24 protein-coding genes are annotated in these 25,234 nt (G+C 67.0%); 12 read left to right on the forward strand and 12 right to left on the reverse strand.

The genetic code is table 11. The features are described from left to right. Positions 1 to 8: 8 nt before the first annotated feature. The 4 genes from ACWC9R_RS01250 to ACWC9R_RS01265 form a co-directional block, all read right to left on the reverse strand. On the reverse strand, positions 9 to 2,027 hold the full coding sequence (locus tag ACWC9R_RS01250; RefSeq protein WP_450727896.1) for an N-6 DNA methylase: 2,019 nt from the start codon (positions 2,025 to 2,027) through the stop codon (positions 9 to 11). A gap of 5 nt (positions 2,028 to 2,032) precedes the next feature. After that, complete coding sequence (locus ACWC9R_RS01255; protein ID WP_450727786.1) at positions 2,033 to 2,662, reverse strand: restriction endonuclease subunit S; 630 nt, start codon at positions 2,660 to 2,662, stop codon at positions 2,033 to 2,035. 53 nt (positions 2,663 to 2,715) lie between these two features. Continuing rightward, complete coding sequence (locus tag ACWC9R_RS01260) at positions 2,716 to 2,859, reverse strand: hypothetical protein (protein ID WP_450727788.1); 144 nt, start codon at positions 2,857 to 2,859, stop codon at positions 2,716 to 2,718. A 506-nt stretch (positions 2,860 to 3,365) separates the two neighbouring features. Then, entirely contained in the window at positions 3,366 to 3,548 is a 183-nt protein-coding gene (locus tag ACWC9R_RS01265) for a hypothetical protein (protein WP_450727790.1), read from the reverse strand. On the opposite strand from ACWC9R_RS01265, the gene ACWC9R_RS01270 reads away from it, so the two are divergent. From ACWC9R_RS01270 to ACWC9R_RS01280, 3 genes are all read left to right on the forward strand, one after another. After that, a complete protein-coding gene (locus tag ACWC9R_RS01270) occupies positions 3,541 to 3,771 on the forward strand; it encodes a hypothetical protein (protein ID WP_450727792.1) in 231 nt (76 codons plus the stop codon). The genes ACWC9R_RS01265 and ACWC9R_RS01270 overlap by 8 nt on opposite strands. Before the next feature lie 400 nt (positions 3,772 to 4,171). Next, positions 4,172 to 5,824 (forward strand): sigma factor-like helix-turn-helix DNA-binding protein, encoded by a 1,653-nt coding sequence (locus ACWC9R_RS01275; RefSeq protein ID WP_450727794.1) that lies wholly within the window; start codon positions 4,172 to 4,174, stop codon positions 5,822 to 5,824. A 106-nt stretch (positions 5,825 to 5,930) separates the two neighbouring features. Continuing rightward, complete coding sequence (locus ACWC9R_RS01280; protein ID WP_450727796.1) at positions 5,931 to 6,773, forward strand: PE-PGRS family protein; 843 nt, start codon at positions 5,931 to 5,933, stop codon at positions 6,771 to 6,773. Here ACWC9R_RS01280 and ACWC9R_RS01285 read toward each other — a convergent pair. From ACWC9R_RS01285 to ACWC9R_RS01295, 3 genes are all read right to left on the reverse strand, one after another. After that, positions 6,703 to 8,400, reverse strand: a complete 1,698-nt coding sequence (locus ACWC9R_RS01285; protein ID WP_450727798.1) for a PE-PGRS family protein — start codon at positions 8,398 to 8,400, stop codon at positions 6,703 to 6,705. The genes ACWC9R_RS01280 and ACWC9R_RS01285 overlap by 71 nt on opposite strands. Positions 8,401 to 8,626: 226 nt before the next feature. Then, positions 8,627 to 9,109: an NUDIX domain-containing protein gene (locus tag ACWC9R_RS01290; protein ID WP_450727800.1), complete on the reverse strand. Its 483-nt coding sequence runs from the start codon at positions 9,107 to 9,109 to the stop codon at positions 8,627 to 8,629. Between the two features lie 10 nt (positions 9,110 to 9,119). Beyond that, entirely contained in the window at positions 9,120 to 10,349 is a 1,230-nt protein-coding gene (locus ACWC9R_RS01295) for a helix-turn-helix domain-containing protein (RefSeq protein WP_450727802.1), read from the reverse strand. A 199-nt stretch (positions 10,350 to 10,548) separates the two neighbouring features. Between ACWC9R_RS01295 and ACWC9R_RS01300 the strand changes: the two genes are divergently transcribed. The 7 genes from ACWC9R_RS01300 to ACWC9R_RS01330 all read left to right on the forward strand — a co-directional run bounded on the left by ACWC9R_RS01300 (position 10,549) and on the right by ACWC9R_RS01330 (position 17,724). Further along, complete coding sequence (locus tag ACWC9R_RS01300) at positions 10,549 to 11,442, forward strand: aminoglycoside phosphotransferase family protein (protein WP_450727804.1); 894 nt, start codon at positions 10,549 to 10,551, stop codon at positions 11,440 to 11,442. Between the two features lie 82 nt (positions 11,443 to 11,524). Continuing rightward, positions 11,525 to 12,775, forward strand: a complete 1,251-nt coding sequence (locus ACWC9R_RS01305) for a methionine adenosyltransferase (protein WP_450727806.1) — start codon at positions 11,525 to 11,527, stop codon at positions 12,773 to 12,775. Next, positions 12,775 to 13,701 (forward strand): aminoglycoside phosphotransferase family protein, encoded by a 927-nt coding sequence (locus ACWC9R_RS01310; protein WP_450727808.1) that lies wholly within the window; start codon positions 12,775 to 12,777, stop codon positions 13,699 to 13,701. Before ACWC9R_RS01305 ends, ACWC9R_RS01310 begins: the two co-directional genes overlap by 1 nt. Next, positions 13,698 to 14,414 (forward strand): histidine phosphatase family protein, encoded by a 717-nt coding sequence (locus ACWC9R_RS01315; protein WP_450727810.1) that lies wholly within the window; start codon positions 13,698 to 13,700, stop codon positions 14,412 to 14,414. Before ACWC9R_RS01310 ends, ACWC9R_RS01315 begins: the two co-directional genes overlap by 4 nt. Further along, positions 14,407 to 15,699 carry a serine--tRNA ligase gene (serS, locus tag ACWC9R_RS01320; protein WP_450727812.1) on the forward strand — a complete coding sequence of 431 codons (1,293 nt, stop codon included), beginning with the start codon at positions 14,407 to 14,409 and terminating at the stop codon, positions 15,697 to 15,699. Before ACWC9R_RS01315 ends, serS begins: the two co-directional genes overlap by 8 nt. A 1-nt stretch (position 15,700) precedes the next feature. Beyond that, positions 15,701 to 16,723, forward strand: a complete 1,023-nt coding sequence (locus tag ACWC9R_RS01325) for a glycosyltransferase (protein WP_450727814.1) — start codon at positions 15,701 to 15,703, stop codon at positions 16,721 to 16,723. Between the two features lie 188 nt (positions 16,724 to 16,911). Beyond that, entirely contained in the window at positions 16,912 to 17,724 is an 813-nt protein-coding gene (locus ACWC9R_RS01330) for a hypothetical protein (protein WP_450727816.1), read from the forward strand. Between the two features lie 52 nt (positions 17,725 to 17,776). Here the strand turns inward: ACWC9R_RS01330 and ACWC9R_RS01335 are convergent, their stop codons facing one another. The 5 genes from ACWC9R_RS01335 to ACWC9R_RS01355 all read right to left on the reverse strand — a co-directional run bounded on the left by ACWC9R_RS01335 (position 17,777) and on the right by ACWC9R_RS01355 (position 23,954). Next, the gene (locus ACWC9R_RS01335) at positions 17,777 to 18,379 is read right to left on the reverse strand and encodes a hypothetical protein (protein ID WP_450727818.1); all 603 of its coding nucleotides are present in this window, start codon (positions 18,377 to 18,379) and stop codon (positions 17,777 to 17,779) included. Positions 18,380 to 18,585: 206 nt separating this feature from the next. Next, positions 18,586 to 20,313: a mobilization protein gene (locus tag ACWC9R_RS01340; protein ID WP_450727820.1), complete on the reverse strand. Its 1,728-nt coding sequence runs from the start codon at positions 20,311 to 20,313 to the stop codon at positions 18,586 to 18,588. Next, positions 20,310 to 20,651, reverse strand: coding sequence for a plasmid mobilization relaxosome protein MobC (locus tag ACWC9R_RS01345; protein WP_450727898.1), 342 nt, complete (start codon positions 20,649 to 20,651; stop codon positions 20,310 to 20,312). Before ACWC9R_RS01345 ends, ACWC9R_RS01340 begins: the two co-directional genes overlap by 4 nt. 409 nt (positions 20,652 to 21,060) lie before the next feature. Further along, the gene (locus tag ACWC9R_RS01350; RefSeq protein ID WP_450727822.1) at positions 21,061 to 21,981 is read right to left on the reverse strand and encodes a DUF2637 domain-containing protein; all 921 of its coding nucleotides are present in this window, start codon (positions 21,979 to 21,981) and stop codon (positions 21,061 to 21,063) included. Between the two features lie 437 nt (positions 21,982 to 22,418). Next, positions 22,419 to 23,954, reverse strand: coding sequence for a DnaB-like helicase N-terminal domain-containing protein (locus ACWC9R_RS01355; protein ID WP_450727824.1), 1,536 nt, complete (start codon positions 23,952 to 23,954; stop codon positions 22,419 to 22,421). Positions 23,955 to 24,229: 275 nt separating this feature from the next. On the opposite strand from ACWC9R_RS01355, the gene ACWC9R_RS01360 reads away from it, so the two are divergent. Together ACWC9R_RS01360 and ACWC9R_RS01365 are read left to right on the forward strand one after the other, a co-directional pair. Continuing rightward, positions 24,230 to 24,781 carry an XRE family transcriptional regulator gene (locus ACWC9R_RS01360; protein ID WP_381472126.1) on the forward strand — a complete coding sequence of 184 codons (552 nt, stop codon included), beginning with the start codon at positions 24,230 to 24,232 and terminating at the stop codon, positions 24,779 to 24,781. A 151-nt stretch (positions 24,782 to 24,932) separates the two neighbouring features. Beyond that, complete coding sequence (locus ACWC9R_RS01365; protein WP_450727826.1) at positions 24,933 to 25,232, forward strand: helix-turn-helix domain-containing protein; 300 nt, start codon at positions 24,933 to 24,935, stop codon at positions 25,230 to 25,232. Positions 25,233 to 25,234 lie beyond the last annotated feature (2 nt).

Genomic DNA, 25,234 nt, shown 5'->3' on the forward strand with positions numbered 1-25,234 from the left:
CCTGGCGATCACATATGGCCGAGGTCTGTCATTCGGGCTTTGAGTCGAGTTGCTGCGGTTTCGTATCGTCGCTCAAGGTCGGCCAACGAGGTCGCGTACCGATCTCCCCATGAGAGATATGTGTCGACCAGCTTCTGCCGTTCCGTGACGACAAGCTGCCTGATGCGTGAGCAGAGGTCGTCCCCCAGGGCGTCGAGTACGCGCGCGAGCGCTGAGTGGGACGGGAGGCACGAGGTGTCCAACCCGGTCGGGTGAGCGTTATTCCATCGGTCGGCCACACCAGTAAAGCCGCGGTGGTTGAGACTTCTGAGGTCGTCCTCGTGGTCTGACCACCACGACGCAAGGGAGCCGGCCAATTGGTACTCGTCCAAGATTCCCAGAGGCAGGAGTTCTGCACAGAGCGATGAGCGAAGCCGGGAGCGCAGCCTGGAGGTGAACAGATGGTTTGTGCCGGCCACATCAGCGAAATGATAATTCTGCTGCTGCCACCATTCTCTGGAGCGGGAGATGAACCGTTCTTCCAGATCAGAAGCCAGCTCTGGAATGCAGCCCGCGGTCGCCTCGTACCCCTCCGTGAGGAAGTCCAGGTAGTGGGGTCCACTGGGCCGGAACAGATCGTCGAGATCGATACCGAAGGCACGGAACTTCTGTCTTGCCGGATCGACTTCCCTCTTCGGGACGCCGCCTGTCAGTGCCGCTCGGATATCCAGCAGGGGCTCCGCAGGCTGGTCGGCGTCGATGTAATGCCGGATGTTGAGGTCGAAGTCGTGTGCCGCGATGTCGTTCAGTGAGACGACACGCGCGAAGCCAGGGACGTCCTTCCAGCCTTGGAAGGCTTCGACGATTTTCTCCACATGCTGCGGGTCCAGCCGGTTCTTTTGCCGTCCTGAGGCAACTTCGTGCTCGGCGTTGATGAAGACAACACCACCGCGCCGGTCCGTCGGTAGACCCTGGGCCCCCCTCAACACCAGGATGCAGGCTGGCAGAGCCGTGTTGTGGAAGACGTTCGGCCCGATGCCGATCACTGCTTCGAGACGACCGTCCTCAATGAGCCCTCGGCGGATGTCGGCCTCAGCACCGCCCCGGAAGAGCACTCCGTGAGGAGTGACCACGGCCCCGACACCGTCGGGACGCAGAACAGCGAGTGCGTGCTGGACGAACATCAGGTCGGCCTTCTTGCCGCCCTCCGGTGTCCAGCCGTACCTCATGCGCTCCGGGTGGCTGACCTCGTGCCCGACATAGTTCATCGAGAATGGTGGTGCCGTGAGCACGCGGTCGAATTGCCTGAGTCGCCCCAATTCAAGCAGGGGATTGGCCAGGCAGTCGCTGCTGGACACAGAAGCATCCCTGATGCTGTGCAGGAAGAGGTTCAACGTGCCGTTAAACCATGCTGTGTCGTTCTTCTCCTGCCCGTACAGGGCGAGATCCGCTTCGCTCCCCCAATGCTGATCGACGTGGTGCGCCGCCTGGAGAAGCATGCCGCCCGAGCCCGCGCAGGGATCGTATACAGAATGACCCTCCTGCGGTCTCACAAGTTCCGCCAGAAGACTGCACACGGCACGAGGGGTGTAGAACTCCCCGCTTCTCCTTTCGGACATGGAGACGGCACCGAGAAAGCCGTCGTAGGCACGGCCGAGCACATCAGGGAACTCAAGGTAGTCGTCACTGAGCCGCAACTGGTGGAAGTGGTCGATCAGCCGTTGGAGTGTGGACGGACCGGGAATCCGCCTGTTGAAGTCGATCCGGTCGAAGAGCCCCTCCAACTCTCTTGGATTGCTCTCTTCCAATGACCACAGTGCTTTGTTGAGTGCGTTTCCCAGTTCGAGGGGACGGTGTGCAACGACGTGAGACCAGCGGGCGAGGTCCGGCACCGTGAGCAGCCCGGGCTGGTCTGACACCCTCTTGAGAACAAGCAGTGGCGCGATGACCTCGTGGTAGTCCGAGGCCCGCAGGGCACCACGTAGGATGTCGGCGGCCTGAGAGAGGAACTTCTCAAGCTGCTCGATGGTCAGTGGCCTGACACGCATCTCGTTCACTGGTTCGGCCGCCTGTTAGTCAGCTCGTCGAAGACCGATGGTCGAATGGCCTCCAGACGGGCGGCCATCTCCCGCTGAATCCTGACCTGCTCGTCGATGTCGGCGAGAGCCTCGACGACAGCTTGCTGGCGCTCCATCGCGACCATGGTGACCGGCAGCTGATTCAGCATCGCCGAGTTGAGCGAAGGAACCGTGCCGGGAAGTGCCCGTCCCAGCAGTTCTCTGCGCACGGGAGGGTGCGTCAGGTACGCGGCCAGGTAGGCAGGCAGCACAAGGTCGCGATGTGGACGGATGCGCAGACAGGAAGAGCTGTAGAACCAGCCCGTGTGCTCGGAGCCGATCAGTGCGAGCCGGCCGAGCGTCCCCTGCCGCACGACGACGAGGTCACCCTCGCGCAGCGCGAACCGGGCAAGCCGCTCGGCCTGGCTCAAGGGCACCCGGCGAATCCGCCGGGAGTCCACGGTGAAGTGTTCTGTGAGGTCCGGTGGTGCAATGACCGGCACCCCCTCGGGGCCGTCGTGCAGGTGGTCCAACAGAGAACCGGACGGGCCGGCCGTCACGCTGCTCAGATGCCCCAATGGGATCCACTTGCTCTGGGCGTCGCCCCAAGCGTGATGCGGAGCCATGGATTTTCGGCTTCCGTGCACAGCTCGACCCGTCCTTCGTGTGTCGTCGTGGATTAGGTGGCGCGCACCCAGTACCGCAGAGCCGCGCGTAGGAGCTCCTCCGCCGCCACGGCCAGCATGGCCAGGATGACCGCGGTCAGGGCGGCGCGGCCGTGTCCCGTCATGGCAGCCGCGGCCAAGCCCAAGACAATGATCACGACAAGCGTCACCACTGTCTTCCTGGCTTGCGAAGGCCAGGTCCAGGCATGATGGACGTTGGCAGTTCTCATAAGGATTGCCCTTCTGCCCCTGTGAGGGGACGGTTGGGCCGCACCGCCTTGCTTGGTTGGCGCCCGGTTGGGCGGTGCGGCTGTGCATGGGTTCCACGCTTCCTGTCCGCGATGCCGCAGCAGAGGAGGGCGCACCCATCCCCCCCGGCACCACATGCGAAACCCGGATCCCCGGGCCTCGATAGACCCAACTCTACACCCGGGCGGCTGCGAAGAGTGCTTCGCAGATCCTCAACTCTCCCTTGTGTAGCGGTAATTATGTGAATGACACTTCGCGGCCAGACTTCTTGCCATGCTTTTGCCGCGTCTGCGGGCAGCACGTCGGCGACCGATGGCGCTCCCCGCTTCGCTACAGCCTTTGATCCCTGATCCATCGACAGCAGCTCACCGGGGTCTGTGCTTCCGAGCCTGGCTGACATGCCTGTAGCTCACGACTAGCCGTAGAGACGTGCCAGGCCGATGAGTTGAATGCTCGCGATCTCGCCGGCCGCGAGTGCCTTGCTGTTGGGGCCTGCCCCGCTGAAGCGCAGCAAGCTGGCGTGAGCGATGTCGTAGCGGCCCGCCTGAGCGATGCGCTCGCGGATGTGTACGAGGCGTTCGATGTGGGCGATGCCCATGGTTCGTTCCACGGCGCCCGCGCCGATGTCCTCGACTGCACTGAGGAAGCGGCTCCTGAACGAGAGCGACCTGGGCGACGGCTACACCCGCACGCCGCAGCAATTCGTCTGGAGGCTCGGGGCGGCCCAGGGGTGTTCTGACCTGCAGCGGAGCGATGTGTTGAGCGGGTGTTCTGAGATCAAGCGGTTGTTGCTGGTCGGCGTGGCGTTGGGGGCGCATTGATGGCACCGTGCCCGTGAGCTGGAGAGCCTTCCAGGGCAGTAGTGCTGGTGGCGCCTTCCCTGTCGCTTGTAGGTCCGCTGTGCCTCGTATCCGGAACCATTGGATCGAAAGTCCCGGCGGTTTCGGGATCGACATGGCTGCTTGGGCCACCGCAGTCCGGTTTCACCTGGGCAGGGGCGTCTTTCCTGACGCTGGGTCTAGCGCCGGACGGCCTCTGCCACACCGTTCGCTAAAGCGTCGCTCACGCATGGTGGGCCGCTGATCTTCCATTCACTCGAGGGCTGTCGTAGCCGGGAGATAGCCTCCAGGGGATGTTCGGAGCGGTCGAAGCGGCGTGCGTGCGCGGTTCGCTGGAGGGGTGGGCGACATGAGGCGGTCGAACGGAGACCGTGATCTGGAGATGTGCAGGCAGTACGCGGCCGGTCGCACCTTGCAGGAAATTGGGGAGACGTTCGGTGTCTCCCGGGAGCGGGTACGCCAGATCGTCAGCAACAGGAGCGATGCCGTCTCGGCATCGGACGCCCGCAGCGCCCGGCGCGAGGCACGAGCCGAGCAGCTGACCAGCCAAGTCAGTGAATTTCTGGCGATACATCGCGAGGGCATTGCCAAGCTGGCGGAAGGGGGAGCCAGCCGCAGCGATGTCGAAGCGCGCTTTGCTCTCCTGTTCCCCGAGGTCGCCGCGGTAGTGGTGCGTGAAGCGATCGCCAACGCCAAGGTGCTCTTCGATATGGATGTCCAGGAGTTCGCCTTCTCGACTACGGCGATCGAGGCCGCCGTTTGGTACGCGCTCGCCCGAGAGCAGGGGCTGACGGGCAACCGGCACGGAGCGGCGCAGGGGATGGATCTCGATGAGATGGAGGAGACGGGTCAAGCCCTCTTGCGGGAGGGAGTCGAGCCGATGGTAGTCGCGGAGATCCTCGGCCTGATCCACGCCGCTCAGGAACTCGTACGGTCCGGGGCAGAGGTCGGCATATCCGCGGCGCGTTACAACGCGCGACGGGAGTCCGTGCTGGAAGAACTCGGCATGGAGTCCAACAAGGGTGCCAGGCCGTGGCCGCCCACCAGTCAGACCGTCATGAAGCGGTTGGGTGAGGGGGCCTGGGCAAAGGCACAGGTCGCCCTCGGCCTCACCCCCGATTCCCGGGGGCGGCCCGAGGGTCTGCTGCTGTTCGAGCCCCGGGACTATCTTGCGGCCGTCGAGGACTTCCTTCGCGACGCCCAGTCCGCGGGCAGTCCGGCCACCTTCGAGGGGTACGCCTCTTGGGTTGAGGCGGAAGAACGGTCCGGTCGCAGGCGCCCGTCCGCAGTGTCCGTACGCCTCTACTACCGCGGGTGGACCTCTGCGAAGCGGGCCGCGATCGCCGGCGGGGCCGCGATACCCGCCCCCCGGACGAGAGAGCGGGTCGGCACTCCACAAGCGGCGACAGCGCTGCACCACGCCCAGCAGGAGATCGAACGGGTCCTCGTAGCCTTGGGCGAGCTTCGGCCTGCGGACCGGTCCACCCACCTGGAGCGGTTCCTTAAGTCGTTCCTGCAAGAGTTTGAATTTCGGCGCCGGGGCTGGATTCGAGCGATCGTGGCGGTGGACGGGTCGGCTGTCAGGCGACGGCTCGCCGATCCTGCACTCCGTGCGAAGCACCGGACGGCGCTGACTCAGCGCCCGCCTGCAGTCAGCGAGGTCCTGACCGACATGTACCTCGACAAGCTCGGAGGGTGCGACCCACGCGTCACCGACGGCTGGGTAAGGGCCGATGTGCAGGCGGAGCTCGATTCTGTGGGGGACGGGGCGATCCTGCGGTTCACCGTGCTGAAGGAGGCGAGGAACTACCTCGTGCACGGCTCCAACGAGGCGCGTGGGCGGCTTGAAGCGGCCCTGGAGGGGATGGCTGCCGTGGACTCTGCGTTCGAGCTGAAGCAGTCGCTGACAGCTCGAATCCTTCTTAGCTGGCTGTTGTCGAACGAGCAGCGGCGGCTGCGGCTGCTGCTCAACTGCGTGCCGGAACTCTGGCGGGCCATGGTCGTCGGGGAGACGCTGCTCGCGGCCGCGCCCTAGGTGTGCTGACCGGACACCGTTGGCTTCCGGTCGCCCATGCATACGCATCGACCTTCTTTGGGCAATGGCTGGGCGATGGGAGGAACAGACCTGGCTGAATAGGCACATGGAGATTGGTGAGAACTGGGCCTACCGCGCCAGGCCGAAGGAGCTGGGCGCCGTGGTTCGCCGCGTTGAGATCGTTCGGGTGGGTGGGAGCGGCAGGTCTGGATGGCTCCACGTGCGGTTTCTCGAAGGTGATGACGCGGGACTGCAGGAGTGGGTCAACCCGAATTCTCTCGTGGCGCGTTGGGAGGACGTCGAGGCGTTCCGCGCGGACGATGCGCGCGAGCTCGCGCTGGCCGAAGCGTCGCGGAGCGTCCGAGGCAGTGCCGACTTCGAGGCGGCGCGGTTCGTTCTTGGGTTCGTTCGCCCGAAGAGCAAGCTGCGCCTGCGGCGCGGCGCTGCTGACGCCGGGATCTTGGAGATGAGCTGCCTCGACGAAGGCGCCAGGCTTGTCGGGATGGAGCCCGCAGAGCTTCGGGGCGATCCGATGGTCCACGAGAATCGCGAGGGGCAGTGTTTGGCTGGGTGGCCGGTCACTGAGCGGCTCGCGCGTCACGTGGCTGGCCGTCTTGCCGACGACATCCTCCCCGAGGTGGACCGCAGGCAGCAGGCCGTCGATCAGGAACGCACCCAGTCCTCCTGGTACTCCTACAGCCGCAGGGACGACCGCAAGCTGGACGAGGAAGCGGCCGTCCTGCGGACCGTCCGAGAGTGGTGCGGTCAGGACAAGGCGGATCGCTACGACGAGCTGGTCGCCCTGCGCGACGAGGTCGTCCGGCTCGGGAAGCTCGTGGAGAAGTCGGTGAAGGCGCTACGCGACCGCGGGCACGGTGTCATCGCCTCCACCATTGAGCGCGACCTCGGGATCCATATCTCCAGCCTTGATCCGGACGTTCGTCGGTGAAGCTGCGCCACCGCTCCGGCTCCGGCTTGGGCGGTTCGGCTTCCGCCTTGGGTTCCTCCTTCTTCGGAGGCTTCTCTTTCTCCGGCCGCTGGGGATGCCATCCATCGAGGAAGGGCCGTAGCTGGTCGCCCGTGGGCTCCGCGTGGAGGCTGTGGGCGGTCAGACCCCTGCCGGCCACGGTCGGGTCGAGCCGGTCGGCTTCCGCGTTCCCCCACGCTGACCACTCGCGTAGCCGCCCGGCTTCGTGGGCGTCATCCGAGACAGAGGCGGCCTCATCGAGCGCGGCGCAGAAGGCCCGCATCTCCCCTGCGGCCCGCCACTGAGCCAAGGCGGTGCCGAACCGGTCGACCCGCACGGCGTCCACTGCCTTGATCGTCGCGACGCTGACCGCCGCTTCCCACTCCCGCCGCGTACGCTCCTCCGCCTCAGCCTCCCGCCGACGGTGCTCCTCCTGCTCCTCGACCTCTCGCAGGCGGCGTTCCTCCTCCTGCCGCTCCCGCTCCTCACGCAGACGCTGCTGCTCCGCCTCCCGCGCCAGCCGAGCCTGCTCCTCTTCCTCCGCGCGGGCCTTCAGCGCCCGGAAGATCGAGCCGATCTGGTCCTCCAACGGTTTCTTGGCTGTGTCGCCCCACTCCTTCTTCCAGCCGTAGTGGTAGCCGCTGCTGTAGCCCGAGCCCTGGCTCACGACCAGTTCCAGTTCGCCGGACGGTTCGAACCGCTGCGCCGCGGTGACCCGCTGCCAGTCGTACGTGCGTTTTCCCGGCTGCTTGGGCACGTACCGGACCTGTTTCTGCCCCTCACTGAAACTGATCTCGTACGTCCTGCCATGGACCGTGAGCAGCGGCCTCGGCTGCCTGCGCTTCTTCGACACCGCGATCTCGCCATGCCGGGCGAGGGCCTGCTCGGCGAGGAGCCGAAGAAGGGAGACCACCCGTGGGAGTACCTCATCCGAGATCTCGAAGGCGCTGTGGTCCGTGCTGACCGCCGCGATCACGTCTTCGACGTCGGTGATCACTCGGCTGCGTGCCAGGCGGATCCGGTTCCACTCGGTGTCGTCCTCGCCCGTCACCCGGAGGAGGCCGAGGAAGAAGTCTCCCTTCGCCCGCCCGCTGTACTTCAGGTGGTAGCCCTCCGGCGCACACTGCCGCGCTGCGTCGAACGCCCGGCGATAGCGGGCCCGCTCCTCGGCGCTCGGGTCCGGGATTCGAAGGAACCGACCGGCCTTCTGCACCTCCGCGATTAGGGCCGCGCCGACCTCCGCCGGCGACTGCCGTGGCGGCTTCGCTGTACGCGTTGGTGTCGGCTTCGGCTCCGGTGGGGGTGCCGCCCGCCGACGGGGAGGTGCCGCAACCTTCGGCTTCGGTTCGGCGGCTACTGCTCGTTGCTTGCGCGGGGCTGGCTCGGGCCGGTCCGGGTGGTGGCCGTGTTCCAGGTAGAAGTGACCGTCATCGGTGATGTCCGCCTGCCACTTCCCAGCATGCTTGGGCATGGTGATGAGGCCCCGGCTCTTGAGGGCACGGGCGGTGATGGCGAGTTCCGGGCTCTCAGAGGTAACGGGATCCGTTCCCTCTCCGATGCGGGTGAGCAAGGCCAGCTGTCGATCGTTGAGCGGCGACCATCGGTACATGGTGACCGTCGTACCGGTCCCGTCGAGCGGCTACAACCAGAATGGTGATGTTCTCGCATTCTGCTGCCCGAGCGTCGCCACGACCGGGCGGGCGGGTCCCCGCTCGAAAGGTGTGCTCGTCGCTGGCGTTGCCCAACTCCGGCTGCATGACGGCTGCCGCGTCGTTCACCAGCTGGATTGCCGCGCGCCCGATGCCTCCTGTGACAGAGCGGGTGGCGTACTCGGCTTACGACGCCGTGTCCGGCGCCGTTCCGTGTTCCAGGTACGCAGTTGCGCCATTGGCACGGGCCTGGATGCCAGCAGTGATTCGGCGTACAAGGCGGGGGATGGTGAGGTCTGGCAGCTGTTCCGCGTGGTGGAAGTCGAAACTGCGGAGCTCGTCGGCCTGCAGTGCGATCTGCTGGCGGTGGCCTGCGCTGAGGCGGCCTCCGTCGAAGAGGTAGAGGACCTTGTCGCCCTCTCCTGGGTTCGGTGCCCAGTCCACGACGAGCAGGCGGCCGATGCCGGGATCGATGCCCAGTTCCTCATGGACTTCGCGCACGCAGGCTTGCAGGGGGGACTCCCCCTGCTCGACGTATCCGCCGGGGATGTCGCGGTAGTTCTTGTACGAAGGCTCGACGAGCAGGACCCGGTCGGCGTCGTCGAAGAAGAGGGCGCCGGCTGCCATGCGCGGGTGGGCCATCTTCGCTTCGTGCTCGTTCTCACTCATTGGAGGGACTTTAACTGCCAACGACGCCGAGCCTGCGTGCCAGGTCCGCCACGGGCTGCGACGGGCGGCCTCGGGTACCGCGGACCCAGCCGATGACCAGTTCCCGGCTCAGGTAGTGGTGGCGCACCTGTTCGGGGGCGACTCGTTCGGCCTCCAGCAGGGTGGCCAGGGCTTCATCGGTCCGGTTCCAGGCGCTGAGTGCTCGGGCGACTTCCATGCTGTGCCGCACACGTCGTTCCACGGGCAAGCCACTGGTGTCGATGCGTTGCCCGAGATCCGCGGCTACCTGGATGTCTCCGAGCTCTCCGGAGGTTGCTACGCAATGGATGGCCACGTTCGTCGGGCCGAAGGCTGTCCACATGTGGTTGGCATCGGCACCGAGTCGTTGTGCGGTTTCGTCGGCTTCCCGAAGGAACGTCTGCGTGGTCGCCCGGTCCTCTGCTCGGGCGGCCGCCATGGCACCGGCGAGAAAGAGCGTGCCGTAGACGGAGAGGTACTCGTCGTCCGCGGTGCCCAGGCCGGGCTGCATGACGGCTGCCGCATCGTTCACCAGTTGGATCGCGGCCGTGAAGCGACCGGTAGCCATCAGACAGTGCGTAACCGCTCGGAAGAGTGATCCTGTCACCGTGTTCCGGCCGCTTTGCTGCGCGGCCGCAAGGCCACGGTCGGCGGCGATCCACGCCAGTTCCGACTCTCCGACCTTGCCTAGCACCATTGCCGCACCGTGATAGGCCAAGGCGAGCTGGGCATGGGCCTCCTCTCCTCCGCGCCCTGCGTACGCGCGGGATGCGGCAAGGGCATCGGCCAGAACGAGGGGAAGTCGTCGAGTGGCGAAGCCGTAGCGCGAGACCTGATAGGCGTCGAGGGCTTCTTTCACGTTGGCCCGCAAGTCCCCCAGAGCGGGCGGCTCGTCGTCGGGTGGGGGTCCCAGCAGGGGGGTGAGCTGCTTGTAGTCCATGAGGGCTTCGCGCAGGGCGGGGACCGTGCGGCGCCCGCTGTCGTTCGACCACTCCAGGAGGGTCGGTTCAGCGAGCAGGTCTCCGAGGGAGACGTCGAGGGCCTTGGCGAGTGAGGTGATCACCGACAGGCGGTCGAGCTCGATCCGATTGTTTTCCGCTTTGCTCAGCCAGTCCGTGGTGCGTCCGACAAGGCCAGCCAGGACTTCTTGGGAAAGGCCACGTCGGTGTCGGTACCAGGCGACGCGCTCACCGGTGGTCAGATGCTCTGCTATCTCTCGCATGTCCTGAGCATCACCTCGTGGCCGAGAGAGACCCCGGAAGGTTTTTCCGGGGTGTTGTGGGGCGCCGTACCTACTGTCGCAGGAGACCGAGAAAGCCGCCGGGTGATGTGGTCAATTCTCCTCACCTCGACTGGCTTTGGTGATCGGGTCTGCTCCTTGACGCGAGTAGGGCCCGGCCTGCTGGATGGAGGTGCGAAGGGTGCGCAGCACGAAGATGTCGGAGTCGTGGTTCGAGCAGGAACTCGGCCCGTTCGGCCCGGCAGTCCTCAAGCCGTACTCCAGAACGCGGTTCGCCACGGACGGCAGCACCTTGCTGAAGGTCTATGTGGGCATTGAACCTGAGGGTCGGCGCTTGCGTGAAGCTGCGACGATCGAGCGTGCTGCCCTCCGGGGTATCTCGGTCCCGGCCGTCCTGGCGACGGGAACTGGCGAGGCCGGGTCTTGGACGGCGTTTCGGGCGGTGGATGGCGTGCCGTGCTCGATAGGTACGCGCAAAGCTACGGAGGATTACATCAGTCACGTCGTGGCTGTGAGCGGCAGACTGCACCGGCCTACGGCTGGCACCACTCCTGGCTCCGGCTGGGGGGTGCGGCGGACTACTCCTGTTTCCTCGCGCCGGTTCCTGCTGGATCAATTCTCCCCTCGCTGTCGGTGGCTGCCCTGGTGGTCGGTACTGGATGAGGCGCTCCAGCCGATCGATTCGCACCCGGTCGTTCACCTGCATGGTGATCTCAAGCCCGAGCACTTTCTCGTCGGCGGCGAGCGTCTGCACGTGGTCGACTGGGAGGCGAGCGCCTGCGGACCGGCCGTTCTTGACCACACCGACGTGGTCTTCCATTTCGTACGTGACCTGTTGTACGAAGGCGTACCGCCTGGACGTATCCCAGTCGATCTCATTACCCGGCTGCCGTTCAATGGGCGTGTTCTCGCCTGGCGCCTGCTCCTCTGGCTCGACCGCCGGCGAACCCAGGACATTGACCTCCTCACCACCCACGACGTTCACCGACTCGCCGCCGAAGAACAGGCCGCCTCCGCATACAGGTTGCTCGCGCAGGTGATCGCGTTCCTCCGCGCCGCCGGAGTTCCTCGCTGAATCCCTACTTTCACCGCTTGTCCAGGCGTACCGACGCCTGCGCTCATTTCCCTTTCTGCCCACCTCTGAACGGGAGTTTGTGATGCCTCGCACGAGCACGATCATCGGCAACAGCCACCTGGTCATCGACACCGCCATGGCCAGGCCGGACACGACGACCATTGTCGAGCGGAAGGGCCTCGGACACCCGGACACCCTGGCCGACCACCTAGCAGAACGGCTGTCCCGTGCCTACAGCCACCACACGGTCGCGCGCTTCGGCGCCGTGCTGCACCACAACTTCGACAAGCTCGCCCTCCTAGGCGGGGCCAGCGAGGTCCGATACGGCGCCGGCAGGATGACGGCTCCGGTACGGGTCCTGGTCAACGGGCGGGCAGCCCCCATGTGCGGGGGCGAGGAGATCCCCGTCGAGGAGATCGTTGAGGCCGAGGTCAGGGCGTTCTTCGCCGAGCGGCTCCCCGAGGTGTCGGAACACCTCGACATCGTCTTCAACATCACCAGCAACTCCAGCCCAGGTGCCGTACTCACCGGCGACGGGGTCCCGGACCGTACGCGCTGGTTCAATCCGCGCTCCGTCGATGACCTTCGGGAACGGAGGGTGCGGCTGTCGAATGACACCTCGCTGGGAACGGGCTGGGCTCCGGAGAACGCCTTCGAGTCGTTCGTCCGCGAGCTGGTGAACCATTTTTCCGGCGAGAGCGAGTTCACTCGTGCCAACGCTTGGTGCGGGTCCGACGTCAAGCTCATGGGCTACTGGGACGGCGACCAAGCCGACGTCGTGCTGTGCGTGCCGCAGAAGTCGCGCCACGTTGCCGCCCGGTCCGAGTACGTCCGCAACGCGGAGACCGTCCTGGCCGAGTGCCACCGACTTGCCGGCCTGCGGCTGCCCGGTGCTCAGGCACGTTTCCGGCTCAACGCCCGCGACGTTCCGGAGAACGACGAGTTGTACCTGACCTTCACCGGAAGCTCGATCGAGTCGGGGGACGAGGGCGTCGTGGGGCGCGGTAACCGGATCAACGGGCTGATCACACCGCTGCGGCCGATGAACCTGGAGGGCGCCAACGGAAAGAACCCCGTCTACCACGTCGGCAAGCTCTACAACATCGCTGCCCAGCGCCTGGCCGAGCGACTGCACGAGACCACGAACGGACACGCGGAAGTGCACCTGGTCAGCACCACCGGCCAGCGCCTCGATCAGCCGTGGCGCATCCTGGTCCGTCTCTCGGCCCAGGCCGCCGAGGTCGACAAGGTGCAGGCCCTCGTCGCGGAGACGCTGGGCGAGTTCCCGGCTCTGACCGACGAGCTGGTCTCGGACGGGATCGTGCTGAGCTGATGACGAAGCGGACGCTCGGAGAGATCCCCGCAGGATGCCGGCGGCGATTACTCGCGCACTACGGGCCTGCTGCTCAGCGGTGGCTCGATGCCGCCCCGGCGCGGCTGGCACGCGCGGCGGAACGCTGGAAGCTGTCGCTCGGGGCCTATCACGACGCCGGACATGCCTCGGTGATCGCGACGGCGACCTGCCTTGACGGGCGTCCGCTGCTCCTCAAGGCATGGTTCGATCCCTCCCGCTATCACCGTGAGGTGGACGCGCTGCGGCTCTGGGCCGGCGGTCCGATAGTCGGCGTCGAGGAGGCCGCGGGCGACCTGGCGGTGGCCGCCCTCGAACTCGTGGGAGGACAGCCCGGTGGCGCGTACCGGCCGAAGCGGGAGGCTCAGATGGCGGCTGCGGCTCTCCATGGGTTGCATGCCTCTGGTCGGCGCAGGTGCCGACCGGGCAGCCTTCCGCGCCTCGCTGACTACCTCGATAGGGAAGTCTGGCCCCGGCTCGAACGGCGAATACAGAGGGGCAGTCTCGGTGACTGGCGCTCCTTGGTCGAAGCAGGGCTCCCTGTCGTCGCCGACCTGGAGGAGGGTTCCCGTGTGGCGACGGTGCTGCACGCGGACCTGTATCGGGAGAACGTGCTGTTCGACCGGCTGGGGCACCCCCGGCTGATCGACCCACTTCCCATGGTGGGTGACCCGGCCTTCGACTGGGCGTTCTGGACCGTCTACTACGACCTGGGGCGCGCTACCGACGGGCGACTGGCCATCGCCGCACGTGTCTCGCGGATTCCCGTCCCGGTGCTCGCGCCCTGGTGCCGCCTGCTGGCTGTCGACGGACTCCTTTTCTACGTGGAGTCCGGCGACCCGCGGGCGCCCCTGATGGCAGAAGTGCTCACCCAGCTCTTGGCATCGACCTCACGGAGCGGATCATGACAACGCACATCCTCCGCCACGGCCAGACGGACTACAGCAAGCGGTACCTCATAAACGGCGACCCGGCCCAGTGCATCCGCTTGAACGAGGAAGGTCGGAGCTCGCTGAGCGGTGCTTGGAGCGTCCTGCCACTCCACTCCGTGACCACCTGGCTGACCAGCGAGTTCCCGCGGGCCCGCCAGACTGCCTCGCTCCTGATGGCTGTCCCGTCGGCCGCACTCGTGATCGACGCCCGGCTGAACGAACTCGACTACGGGGAATTCGAGGGCAAGCCCTTCCTCGCATACGCGTCCTGGCTCGACAAACACGGTTCCAGTCAGCGTCCGCCCGGCGCCGTGGAGTCCCAGCGCGAGGGCATACGCAGAATGCTCACAGGCGTGCTCGCTGCTGTGGAGCACCCCGGCCCGCGCGTCCTCGTCGGCCACGGACTACTGGTGTCCGTCCTCCTGTGGGACCGGCATCGCACCGGCAACGAGGCCATGCCGCTGTTCTTTCCTGAGGCTCAATACCTTGAGCCGGTCGCCATTTCGGACGACGAGCTGCCCATTCTGATCACGGCCCTCTTGGATGATCTTGATTCGGGCAATCTTCGTGAGGCCACCGGCGGCAGTGACGCGTCGATATTGCGGGTCAGCGAGGGGCCAGCGGTTGCTACCGTCGATCCGGTATCCCCATCCCATTCGCCGGATCAGAAGGATCTTCCTCATGCATGATGCCCGCGCCCTGATTGAAATGGGTGCCGAAGCGGTTCGTCGGCTCGCTCGTCGCGGTTACTCTCTGGACCTGTCTGAGCTGGAGTCCCTCCAGTCCCGGCGTAACCAGAACATCCGCTCGGCCGACGAGCTGCGGGCAGAATCCAAGCGGGTGGCGAGCGAGGTCCAGCAGACGGCCAAGCAGGGCGGCGACATCTCCAAGCTGAAGGAGCGCGCCCGCGAGCTGAAGGACCAGATCCGGCACATCGAGACCGAACAAGGTCAGGTCGAGGAGCAGCTCCGCGACCTCCTCCTCAGCATCCCGAACCTGCCGGACGATGCGGCCCCGGATGGCGACTCCGAGGACTTTGCGGTCGAGGTCCGACGGGTCGGTACTCCGCCGGCCTTGCCTTTCGAGCCGAAGGATCACGTCGACCTCGGCGAGGCCATGGGCATTCTGGACTTCGCGCGGGCGACGAAGCTGTCCGGCCCGCGCTTCGCGGTCTCGCGCGGTGCGGGAGCAGCGCTGGAGCGTGCCCTGGCCACGCTGTTCCTTGACCTGCACACCCGTCGGCACGGGTATATCGAGCACGCTGTCCCGTACATGGTCACCCGCAAGACGATGACCGGCACAGGACAGCTGCCGAAGTTCGAGGAGGACCTGTTCAAGACCGGCGTTGCCGACCGCGAGCTGTTCCTGATCCCGACGGCCGAGGTGCCGCTGACCAACCTCTATGCCGACGAGATCATCCCTCCGGCCGAGCTGCCGCTGGGGCTCACCGCGCACACGCCATGCTTCCGGTCGGAAGCCGGGTCGTACGGCCGCGACACCAGGGGTCTGATCCGCCAGCACCAGTTCGCCAAGGTGGAGATCGTCCGGATCGTCGACCCGGCGGACGCTGACGCTGAGCTGGAGAAGATGGTCGGCCACGCCGAGGCGTGCCTCAAGGAGCTGGGCCTCGCCTACCGGGTCGTGACCTTGGCGGCCGGCGACACGGGCTTCTCCGCTCAGCTCACGTATGACATTGAGGTCTGGATCCCGAGCCAGAACACGTACCGCGAGATTTCCTCGGTCTCCAACTTCGGCACCTTCCAGGCCCGCCGTGCGAACATCCGGACCCGAGGTGAGGACGGCAAGGCCAAGCTAGTCGCCACCCTCAACGGCTCCGGTCTCCCCGTCGGCCGCACCCTGGCCGCTCTGCTTGAGCAGTGTCAGCAGCAGGACGGCTCGATCCTCCTGCCGGAATCACTTGTCCCGTACCTCGGCTTCCGCCGTATCTCGGCGGACGGAACACCGGAGGCATAACGTGCTCGTCGGCGTCTGCGATTTCCCCGGGAGCTACGCCTTTCCACCTGCCGGATACGGCGGAATCGAACGATGGCTGTGGGCGGTCGCTGTAGGCGCCCGAGCCGCAGGCGCCGACGTACACCTTCTTGGGCCGGGCTGGCTCACGGACCTGGAGAACGACTGGGTCCGTCGGCCGGTCCGTCTCGAAGACATCACCGCCGGATCACTCGCCGAGCGCGAGCTCCGCAGCACCGGATACGACCTCTTGGTCGTGGGGCACGAGTACCCGTCGCTGCCTTCTTGGACGCGCACCTGGAACGAGCTGGGCTGTGACGTCGCCACGTTCCAGCACTCGCCCGTCTTCCAGCACGCCGGTACGGCCTTCGACGGTCAGCGATCACGGCTCTACTGCTACTCGCCGGAGATGATCGAGCGGTATGCCGACCATCAGCCGATCTCCGAACTCGCCGTTCACCTTGGCCTGCGCGAGGAGGAGCCCCCGGCCGTCGCCGGTAGCGACCTCGTGTGGCTCGGCCGAATAGATGAGGAGAAGGCACCGCATATCGCCGCCCGCGCCGCGCAGATCCTCGGCCGCCGGATACAGATCGTCGGGCCTGTCTTCGACGACGCGTATGTGCGACGTCATGAAAGCCTTTTCAGCGCGGACCACGTGAAGTGGGTCGGTGAACTCGGCGGCCCCGCCAAGACCGCTGCCATTCGCGACGGCTCCGTCTTCGTCTACACCTACGCCCGTACGTACGTGGAGGCCGGCGCCGCGGTCTTCGGCGAGTCCCTCCGTGCCGGCACTCCCATGGCTGCGCTCACCTGGCGCGAGGGAACCTGCGCCGAGGCGGCACTGTGCGATCAGACGGGCGTAATCACAGTGGCCGACCCTTACGAGGACGATGAAACAGCAGCGGAGCTTCTCGCCCTGGCGATCGAGCAGGCTGAGGACCTCAAGCACATGGAAGTCCAGGAAGTCGGCATGCATCGCTTCGACGCGGCCCGCCACTTTACGGCGATGTCGACTCGGCCATGCTGACGAGCGGCCTCAGAGGGTTCGTGCCCGGGGCGCCGACCGATACAGAGGGCCTCTTACCTGTGGTCCTGCGCCGAGCTCTCGGGGCACGCTGGGAGTTCACTGTCGCCGACGGGCGGATCACGATCGAGCACGTGCACAGGGGATCGCCGTACCGTCCGCCCCGTCGGGCTCCATCGTGGGAGGAGCTATTGGCGGAGCTGAATTCGGGCTTTGCGGCCCAGGGCGTTCTCCGGGACGACTGTCTGCCACTTCGGTGGGGCCGCGAGACTGAGCTGACAATCTCGGCCGTCCAAGCTCTCGACCCCCTTCTCAAGGACGGGCGTCCGCTGACCTATCGAAGCGGCTTCCTGTCCCAACCCGTTGTCCGCTTCACCGGACAGCGCGACGCATCTGGTGACCTGCGGGAAGGGTTTCTGACCTCGTTCGTCAACATCTCCCGTGTCCAGCCGATTCAGTGCATGGACGAGTACGGGGCGATCTTGGATGGCTGGCTTAGCGTCCTGTCGCGATTGGGTTTCCATGCGCGCCACATCAGCGTCCACGGCAAGCTGGCAGCATGGCGGCGATGCCAAGTCCAAGGCGTGACACTTCGCTTCAACCACCTCGACCTGCCTCTCGGCGACATCGTCCTTCTTTGGAACGCCGACAACCCTGTGCGCATGGCAGTAGACCTCGGCACCGGGCTGGAACGGCTGGCCTGGGCACGAACGCGGATGGCGTGGCACGACCTTGTCTTCGGCAAGTTCGCGCTCGTGGCAACCCCGCGGACGCTGGACGCCGTCCGTACCGCCACACTCCTCCTCGCGCACGGCATCCGTCCAGCCGCGCGAGGAGCCGGCGGAATCACACGCCGGGTGATCGGAACGATCGCCCCCGATTCGGCGGGGCTGGGCGTCAGCTCCCTGGTTCGTTCCTCGTACCGCTATTGGCGACTGTTCGGGGAACCGAATGCGCCATGGCCAGCCGTGGCCATGGCGATCGAGGAGGAGCTGGGCATCTGAAGGAAGGCTTCTGGCCAGGCGGGGTAGAGCTGTGTATGACTGCCCCTTGGGCCTATGACGTCCCTTCGACACACGCGGCGACAGCCTTCTGAAGGCCCGGGAAGTCTGTCTTCATCGGGCTGAGGCGCTCCAGACGGGACAGTCTGATCGTCTTCTGGCTCGGGCACCGCTCGTCGAGGACACGGGTGGGCAGGACGTAGAAGGTCCACTGGTCGAGGTCCAGGGGGTCGAGGGTCTGCTTGTCCTGGTGGTGCAACAGGCAGAAGACGTACACGTCCGAGCGGCGCAGTACGTCGGCCGAGGTGGTGCCGGTGTGGGCGTCCCAGCCGGAGGCCGGTGCGATGGAGAACGAGATCTCCGACAGCTGAGACTGTGCCCACGACTGCAGGTATGCCGCCGACTTCACCTCGACGCGCCACTCCTCGGGCGTACGGATGTCTACGGTGTCCCATTCAGTGCGGGTACCCGTGGCGGCGCCCAGGGCTGTGGCCACAAGGTACTCGGCCAGGACACCGCGCATGGTGTTGTTAGCCAGGTCGGAGCATGCCCAACTCCAGAACTCGCCGAGCTTCCCGACTGTTTCACCGTAGGCCCGTATCGGCTCCCTGCCGCTGCGGCGCATGATGATCAGCGGACCAAGATCGGTGGTGCTCATGCTGTCCTCCGGACGGCGGTCTGGGGCAAGTGAGGCTCAGCATGACAGCAGGCACTGACAGTGGAGTTGGGATTTTCGCGACGCCTGGGCCGGCGCCGTACGGGTGGGGCGAGGACAGCTGATGCGCCGACCATTAGTGATCGGCTCATCAGCCGTTCGCCGACCGCTATCCGGGTTTGCTCAACGGGTCGGTGTCCTCGCTGTGGTCAGCGGCGTGGTGTGCGTGATGCCGTTGGTGCCGGTATCTGCCGTGAGGAAGCCACCTGACCGTTGAACTGGTTGGCCTGTGGGCTTTTCGGGGCCGGGGCGTAGACGGGGAGGTCCGCGGTGTGACGCAGGCGCCAGACGAGGACATCGCTTATGGCGTCGGCGGTGTCCAGTTCTCGGCGGGCGGCGGCCTCAGCGAGCAGGGCGTGGGGGTTGTGGCCGGCGCGTTCGGCGTCGGCGAGGGTGGCTGCCAGGGCATCCCAGCCGGGCTCGGCCAGGACCGTCTCAGCGACCTCTGGCAGAGCGGCGCGCAGGGTACTCGCGTGGTGGCGGCGCAGCGATGGGGCGATACTGCGGCCACGCTCACTCAGCACGGTGAGGGGCTCGCGGGCTGCCTGCTGGTAGGCGGCCCGCAGATGATCGGCGGCCTGGCGGGCGGCCTCGGCCTGCTGTGCGTGTTGTCGTTTCGCGTGCCAGTGGGCGGCGGCGATGGCGACGAAGAACAGCGCGTCGAGGACCATCGCAGTGCTGGCACCGTCCTCGCCGCGGCCGAACGCGGGCCCGCCGCGGACTAGCTCGCGGGCCGCCCGGCGCAGGTGCTGTGCGTGGCGGAACTCGGCTCGGGTGTGGGAGCGGGAGGCCCGCTCGAATGCCCAGGCCGCCTGGCGTAGTTCGTTGCGGGTGTGGAGAGCGGATGTCTTGGCAAGGGCGTCGAGAACTTCGCCGGTGGCGGTGATCTGGGCGGCCGCCGCGCCGTCGTCACTGCTGTGGCCGAGGACGAGTAGCGCTTGCCAGGCCGCGTCGGCGGTGGTGTGCCGCGCCGCGGCGGGTGCCGAGGGCTTGGTGCGGAGTTCAGGCCGCTCACGATCGATGGTTTGCGTTGAGGCGAGGGCGGTGGCGAAGCGTTCCTGGATGCGCGGCAGGGACAGGTCGGGGGCAAGGGTGGAGCCCGCGTAATAAATGGGCTCCTTGTCTTTGTTGCGGTCGCCGGGCAGAGCGACCTTGTAGCCCTTAACGTCGCCGGAGGGCAGCACCTTGGTCCGTACGAGAAGCCCGGCGTCCTTGAGACGGTCGAAGAACTCGTTGGTGGAGGCGGCGCCGGCGACCGCGTGGCGGACGGTCTCGCGCAGTTCCTCGCGCACGGCGCGGTCCCGGCCCTGGCGTTTGGCCTTGTGCCGCTCGGCGCTGGTGGTGCGTTTGGCCGCGGTGCCGTCGCCGGGTGCAACGCGACGTAGGTCGTAGTCGGCTTCGATGCGGCGTGCCTCGGCTTGGGCGCGACGGGCTTCGTTGTGCAGCCGAGGCCGACGGCCGTCGTCGCGTACGAGGGTGGCGATGATGTGGATGTGATCGTCGGCGTGACGGACGGCCGCCCACCGGCAGGCTCGTTCGTCGCCGTCGGGAGCGATGCCGGTGGCGGCGACTGTGCGGTGGGCTATGGCGGCCCAGTCCTCGTCCGACAGGTTCGGGTCCTCGGGACTGGCTCGCACGGACAGGTGCCACACGTGCTTGGTGGGACGCCGGTTGGTGGGCAGAGCGTTCACGGGCTGGTCGAGCAGGCGCTGAAGCTGCTCGTAGGTGGCGTTGGGGTCGCGGCCGGGGTCGGGGGTGAGCGGGTCGTAGGCGGCGACCAGGTGCGGGTCGATGTGCTCTTCGTGGGTGCCGGGTCCGTAGAGGTAGCGGATCAGGCCGACTGTCTTGCTGCCGCGCTTGTGGATGCTGGGGATCATGCCGGGGCGTCACCGTTGCGGTGGGCGAGCATGGCGTCGGCGGCGTTCTCCATGCGGCGGGCCGCGTCGAGGACCGCTTGGGCGGTGGCGTCGAGGTGGGGTGCGTCAGCGCCGGAGTTGAGAGCCTTGGCGACCTGGTTGAAGAGGCTGTGGATGCGGCCCAAGTGCCGACGAGCGGCGAAGATCTCGTCGATGACTTCGCGTTCGGTGGCTATCTCAGCGGCGGTGCGGTGCAGGTCGCGGGCTGCCTTGTCCACGGCGTAGGCCAGGAAGGCGGCGTTGCTCATCTCGCACTGGCCGGCTGCCTTGGTGAAGCGCGCGAACTCGGCGTCGTTCATACGGCAGCTGGGCTGGTGCAGACGCTTGAGCGGCTTCGGCTGCCGGGCACGCTGGCGCTTGCGCGAAAGCGACTCGACGGGCCGTTCCCCACCAGGCTGCGGTCCGCCCTCGGTCACTGTCTGCTGGCCCGGTGCCCCCTGGTGCCGGGCCATTCCTGCCACCCCAGGGGCGGCAATCCCGGGAGCATTGCTCCCGGTACAACTTGCTCCACCTGGGGCAGACGTGGTGGTCATCTGCTCCTGAGACACGGCGTGTTCGTGGCGCTGATCGTGCATGGATGGTGTCTCCGTGTGAGTGGGGTGGTGGTTGTGCTGCTGGGAGGGAGCGGAGAGTGCGAATGCGAGGGGCGTATCGGATGTGATTCCGGTACGTGTCTGCGGTATTCCGGTATGGCTCTTGGACGTGGGCCTACCGACGGTCGCTGATGGCGTCCTGCAGCGCCGGAATGGCACCGCTTTCGGCCTTGAGGGCATCGAGGATCGCTGTGATCCGCTCGTTGGCGGCCTTGCGGTCACGCCTCTTGAGCTCTGTGCGTATGTGCGCAACGGAGGGCATTCCGGTGCCCTCGTCGAGGTCTTGGGCGATCGCCCGCAGCTCAGCATCGGTCAGGTCGGGCTTACGCCCTGGGGAGCGGCCTTTCCCCGTCCGTTTCCGTTCCGGCTTCACCGACTGCTTCCCATCCGGGTTCGGCCGTTCCGGAATCGTGTCCGCCGGATGCTCGCTTTGCTGACCGCGGGGGCCAAGGGCATCCTCCGGTTCGCGATCGCGTGCTGGATGCGTCTGTTCCTCGGAGCACGGAGCGCTACCGGAAGCCGACTCCGGCGGGATTCCAGATGCGGCACGCGTATCGGAGGGGCTGATGGAAGCGATAGGTGCGGCTTCCTGTACTTGACCGAATACCGAGTCTGGGCGGTCGACGAGCCAGTGGATCTGGCGCATCAGGACACCGAAGGCCAGTAGGGCGGCGGTCGGTGGCACCGCAGCAACCACGTAGTCGAGCAAGGGCGCGCTGCTGGCGTTGCCGGCGCCGCTGACCCCGGCCACGTTGAGCGCGATGGAGCCGATCGACCCGGTTGCGGTCAGCGCGATGGCCCATCCGTCGGTGTCCTGGCGCAGGCCCGCGCGGAGCATCAACAGTTCGCCCGCGACGATGAACGCGTCCAGCGTCGCGGGCCAGGCCCAGCGGCGAGTGGGGGAGCCGCCGAGCCCATGTGCTCCGGCGACCTCGGCGAGGTGCGCGTACGAGAGCCAAAACCCGCCGACGGTGAGGGCGACGATGACCGCGCCCGCCGCGATGAGCGCATACCGCTCGGCGGTGTGCTTGGTCATCACTTCCCACCCTTCGCCGTGACGTGCACGCTCGCGGTCGGCACGAGCCGCGGATCTAGAAGCGCGACGCGGCGCCAGCCGGTGTCGGCCCCGGCGAGGGCGAGTGGGGTGATGGCGGCGCGAATGGTCCGGCTGCTGTGTATGGCGGCCAGGAGCGTGGGGGCAGGGGAATGCACGTTGGGTCTCTCCGGGAGAGTGTGGTGGGGCTCGTGGGGAGAAGTGGAGGGGCGTTCACGGCGGGGGCGTACACGCGAGCCCCCCTCTAAGGGGGGTCTCGCGCGTGAACGCCTGGGAGCGTGTACGGCGTGTACGGTCGCGTGACCGCCTGACCAGGGATTTCGTCATGGCCGTGGACGCTGCGGGCCCTATTCGGGGCCGTGTACACGCAGGGGGCGCGTGTACGGGGGCGTGTGCGGTTCTGGCCCTGGTTCAGGTGGTCAGGACACGACGCCGATGTGGCGTGTGGAGGCGTGGTAGCGGGCCTGCTGGCCGCCACCGTTGCCGCCTGCGGCGCCTTCGGCCTTGGTGGCCAGTCCGGCCCTGACGAGCCGCTCCAGGTGGCGCCGTGCCTTCTCGACATCAGCACGGCCCGGCTCAGGCTCGCCGGAGAGCACCTCGGCTAGTTCACGCACGGTTAGCCCGCCGCTTGTGGCACGCAGGAGCGTGACCGGGTCGAGCGTGGGGTCGACGGTGCTGGTGCCGTGCTCGTGGTCGTGGATGACCTGGAGCGGGCCGATCTCGCCGGTCGCCAGCTTGAGGTGGTGGATGGTGACGGCCAGGTCGCCGGGTTTGCCGTTGATGAACAGCACGCTGCCGGCGCCGGAGGTCAGCCAGGTGGAGCCGTAGACCTGGTCCAGGGCAGGGCGTTGGGCCTTGGGGCTCTCGGCACCGGACTTGCGCTGGTGGTGGAGCTCCAGGACCTCGACGCCGTTTTGGAGGGCGCGTCCGCGGGCGTTGTTGTATGCGACCGCGAGGGCGTCGTCGACCATGGTGCTGACGGCGTCCTTGAGGCTGTCGATCACCAGGGTGTCGGCCTGGTGGGCGGCGGCCAGATCGGCGAGGAGGTCGGGCTCCTTGTCGAGGGTGGCGGGCAGTGGGCCCTGCCAGACGGCGAGCCGGTTGCGCAGCGCGGTCTCGTGCTCGTCGCTGACCCCGCGGGCGAGGGCCCGCGCGATCTGGGTGGGCCGGTCGATGGCCAGGTACAGGACCCGCTTACCCGGGACGACCGGCATGCCAAGGACCGAGTCTTTGAGGCCGATGCGGGCGAGGACGACCTGGTGGGCGAGGGTCGTCTTGCCGACACCGGGCGGGCCGACGAGCATCAGGCTTTCGCCGGACGCCCAGGCGGTCTGCTCCCGGGTACCCCAGACCGGCTGGGTGTCGGCGGCCTTGGTGACGAAGTCCCAGCCGTTGGTCAGGTAGCGGGACAGCCGACCGGTGCCGGAAGCGAGGGCTCGCTCGCGCTCGGTGCGCAGGTCGGCCTCGGCGGCGCTGCGTATCTCGTCTGGATCGGCGCCCGGCTCGCCGGTGCGCTGGTACTGGCGCAGGGCGGTTTCGCGCAGGCGCCGCAGGTCCGCTTTGCGCCGGACGATGTCGGCGTAATAGGCGGCGCTACCGGTCGTGGTCGCGGCGCCGACGAGCTGGTGCAGGTAGACGGCGCCGCCGATCCGGCTGAGCTCCCCGGTCCCTGCGAGGTACTCGGCCAGGGCGATCGGGTCCGTGGGGGCGTCGTCGGCGTGTAGCGCGAGGAGGGCACGCCACACCGTCTCGTGCGCGGGCCGGTAGAAGTCGGCACCCTCCAGGAGACCACGCACCTCATCCACCGCGTCGCGGTGGAACATGCACGCGCCCAGGACAGCGCGCTCGGCGTCCACGGCGTTCGGAGGCTCACCGCTGAGACCGGCGTACGTGCTGGCCTCATCGGTGCCGTGACCGGATGGATTCTTCTGATGCGGGGCCCTACTCTGGGCCATGGAGCTCCTTACCCGGCAGGCCATATGAGGCGGCAACCTCGGTCAGCCGGTTGAATCGTTCAGGGATGGGCGGTTATGTCGAGGACTTCGCTTTGGCCCCTGGTGTTCGCAGCACCGGGGGCTTTCTGCGTCTTGGCGTCCGCCTCCGTCCGGAGGCGGACGACCACCATACCCAAGAATTTCGGCAATGCAATGAGTTGCATTTCGCTCTGCAATCCGGTTCACTCTTGACCCTGGCCACAGTGGCCCCAGCCGTCGCCCGCGGGGAGGTGTGAGTGAGCAGCAAGGAAGGCGCGACGCGCGCCGGCCCCGACCGCCCGGAGCCGGAGGACAACGTTGCTGCGCGCATCAAGCTGGAGCGCGAAGCCCGTGGCTGGAGCACCGTCACCCTGGCCGAGAAGATGGCCGAGGCCGGGCACCCGATCAATCAGTCCGCCATCTGGCGCATCGAGAGCGGCAAGCCGCGACGTCGGGTCAACCTCGACGAGGCGCTCGGCTTCTGCAAGGTGTTCGGCATCTCCATGTCCGACCTCAGCGGCCCCCCGCTCAAGATCAGCGTGGCTGCCCGGCAGCTCATCCACCTCTTCACGGAGAGGTCGAAGCAGTACCTAGCCCAGAAGGACGCGCTGGACCAGCTGTACCAGGAGGTACGCGAAGCCCGACTGGCGCTCTTCGCCTACGCGGACGACCACCCGGAGCAGAAAGACGAGATCGAGGAACTGCTCAGGGCCCACGAAGCCGCAGAAGGCAAAGCTTGGGCCAAGCGCACCCACCCCGCCTTCTCCGAGCTCAGAAAACAGGGCAAGTTGCCCCCTCCGTTGTCCTAAGCCCCCATTACGGCCCTCCTCGGTGCTGCGAACGCCGAGGAATGCCGTGACAGTGCCAGAACCCAACACCGCCCATCCCTGACATCACCACCGGCCTGGTCAACGGGGGTTGCCGCCCCTCGCGACCGCGTGCGCCGGGGAGGAGCACCCCTTGTCGCAGTTCCCGCTGCCCGTTTCCCAGATCGCTCACGTGCTCGGTGTCCCCGAGGACGCCCTCCGCGCACTCATGGCTCAGCGCGGCGACTCCACAGGCGACCCCACCCTTGTCGGGCTCACCGTCGCCGAAGCCGCCCGGCGGATCGGCATCGGCCGTACCAAGATGTACGAGTACGTCGCCTCCGGCCAGATACCCTCCGTCAAGATCGGAAGCCTCCGCCGCATACCCGCCGAGGCGTTGAACGAATTCCTTGCCAGGCGCGTGAGCGCCGACGACTTCGCGGCTGCGGCCTGAAG

It is taken from the genome of Streptomyces sp. NPDC001219 (assembly GCF_053597915.1).

What these genes read in the sequence shown, in the direction of transcription:
- ACWC9R_RS01275 (WP_450727794.1), top strand. Translation starts at nt 4,172, where the DNA reads ATGTGCAGGCAGTACGCGGCCGGTCGCACCTTGCAGGAAATTGGGGAG.
- serS (WP_450727812.1), top strand. Translation starts at nt 14,407, where the DNA reads ATGCATGATGCCCGCGCCCTGATTGAAATGGGTGCCGAAGCGGTTCGT.
- ACWC9R_RS01350 (WP_450727822.1), bottom strand. Translation starts at nt 21,981, where the DNA reads ATGACCAAGCACACCGCCGAGCGGTATGCGCTCATCGCGGCGGGCGCG.
- ACWC9R_RS01255 (WP_450727786.1), bottom strand. Translation starts at nt 2,662, where the DNA reads ATGGCTCCGCATCACGCTTGGGGCGACGCCCAGAGCAAGTGGATCCCA.
- ACWC9R_RS01335 (WP_450727818.1), bottom strand. Translation starts at nt 18,379, where the DNA reads ATGAGCACCACCGATCTTGGTCCGCTGATCATCATGCGCCGCAGCGGC.
- ACWC9R_RS01250 (WP_450727896.1), bottom strand. Translation starts at nt 2,027, where the DNA reads ATGCGTGTCAGGCCACTGACCATCGAGCAGCTTGAGAAGTTCCTCTCT.
- ACWC9R_RS01345 (WP_450727898.1), bottom strand. Translation starts at nt 20,651, where the DNA reads ATGAACGACGCCGAGTTCGCGCGCTTCACCAAGGCAGCCGGCCAGTGC.
- ACWC9R_RS01355 (WP_450727824.1), bottom strand. Translation starts at nt 23,954, where the DNA reads ATGGCCCAGAGTAGGGCCCCGCATCAGAAGAATCCATCCGGTCACGGC.
- ACWC9R_RS01265 (WP_450727790.1), bottom strand. Translation starts at nt 3,548, where the DNA reads ATGGGCATCGCCCACATCGAACGCCTCGTACACATCCGCGAGCGCATC.
- ACWC9R_RS01310 (WP_450727808.1), top strand. Translation starts at nt 12,775, where the DNA reads ATGACGAAGCGGACGCTCGGAGAGATCCCCGCAGGATGCCGGCGGCGA.
- ACWC9R_RS01280 (WP_450727796.1), top strand. Translation starts at nt 5,931, where the DNA reads ATGGAGATTGGTGAGAACTGGGCCTACCGCGCCAGGCCGAAGGAGCTG.
- ACWC9R_RS01315 (WP_450727810.1), top strand. Translation starts at nt 13,698, where the DNA reads ATGACAACGCACATCCTCCGCCACGGCCAGACGGACTACAGCAAGCGG.
- ACWC9R_RS01340 (WP_450727820.1), bottom strand. Translation starts at nt 20,313, where the DNA reads ATGATCCCCAGCATCCACAAGCGCGGCAGCAAGACAGTCGGCCTGATC.
- ACWC9R_RS01290 (WP_450727800.1), bottom strand. Translation starts at nt 9,109, where the DNA reads ATGAGTGAGAACGAGCACGAAGCGAAGATGGCCCACCCGCGCATGGCA.
- ACWC9R_RS01285 (WP_450727798.1), bottom strand. Translation starts at nt 8,400, where the DNA reads ATGTACCGATGGTCGCCGCTCAACGATCGACAGCTGGCCTTGCTCACC.
- ACWC9R_RS01295 (WP_450727802.1), bottom strand. Translation starts at nt 10,349, where the DNA reads ATGCGAGAGATAGCAGAGCATCTGACCACCGGTGAGCGCGTCGCCTGG.
- ACWC9R_RS01305 (WP_450727806.1), top strand. Translation starts at nt 11,525, where the DNA reads ATGCCTCGCACGAGCACGATCATCGGCAACAGCCACCTGGTCATCGAC.
- ACWC9R_RS01270 (WP_450727792.1), top strand. Translation starts at nt 3,541, where the DNA reads ATGCCCATGGTTCGTTCCACGGCGCCCGCGCCGATGTCCTCGACTGCA.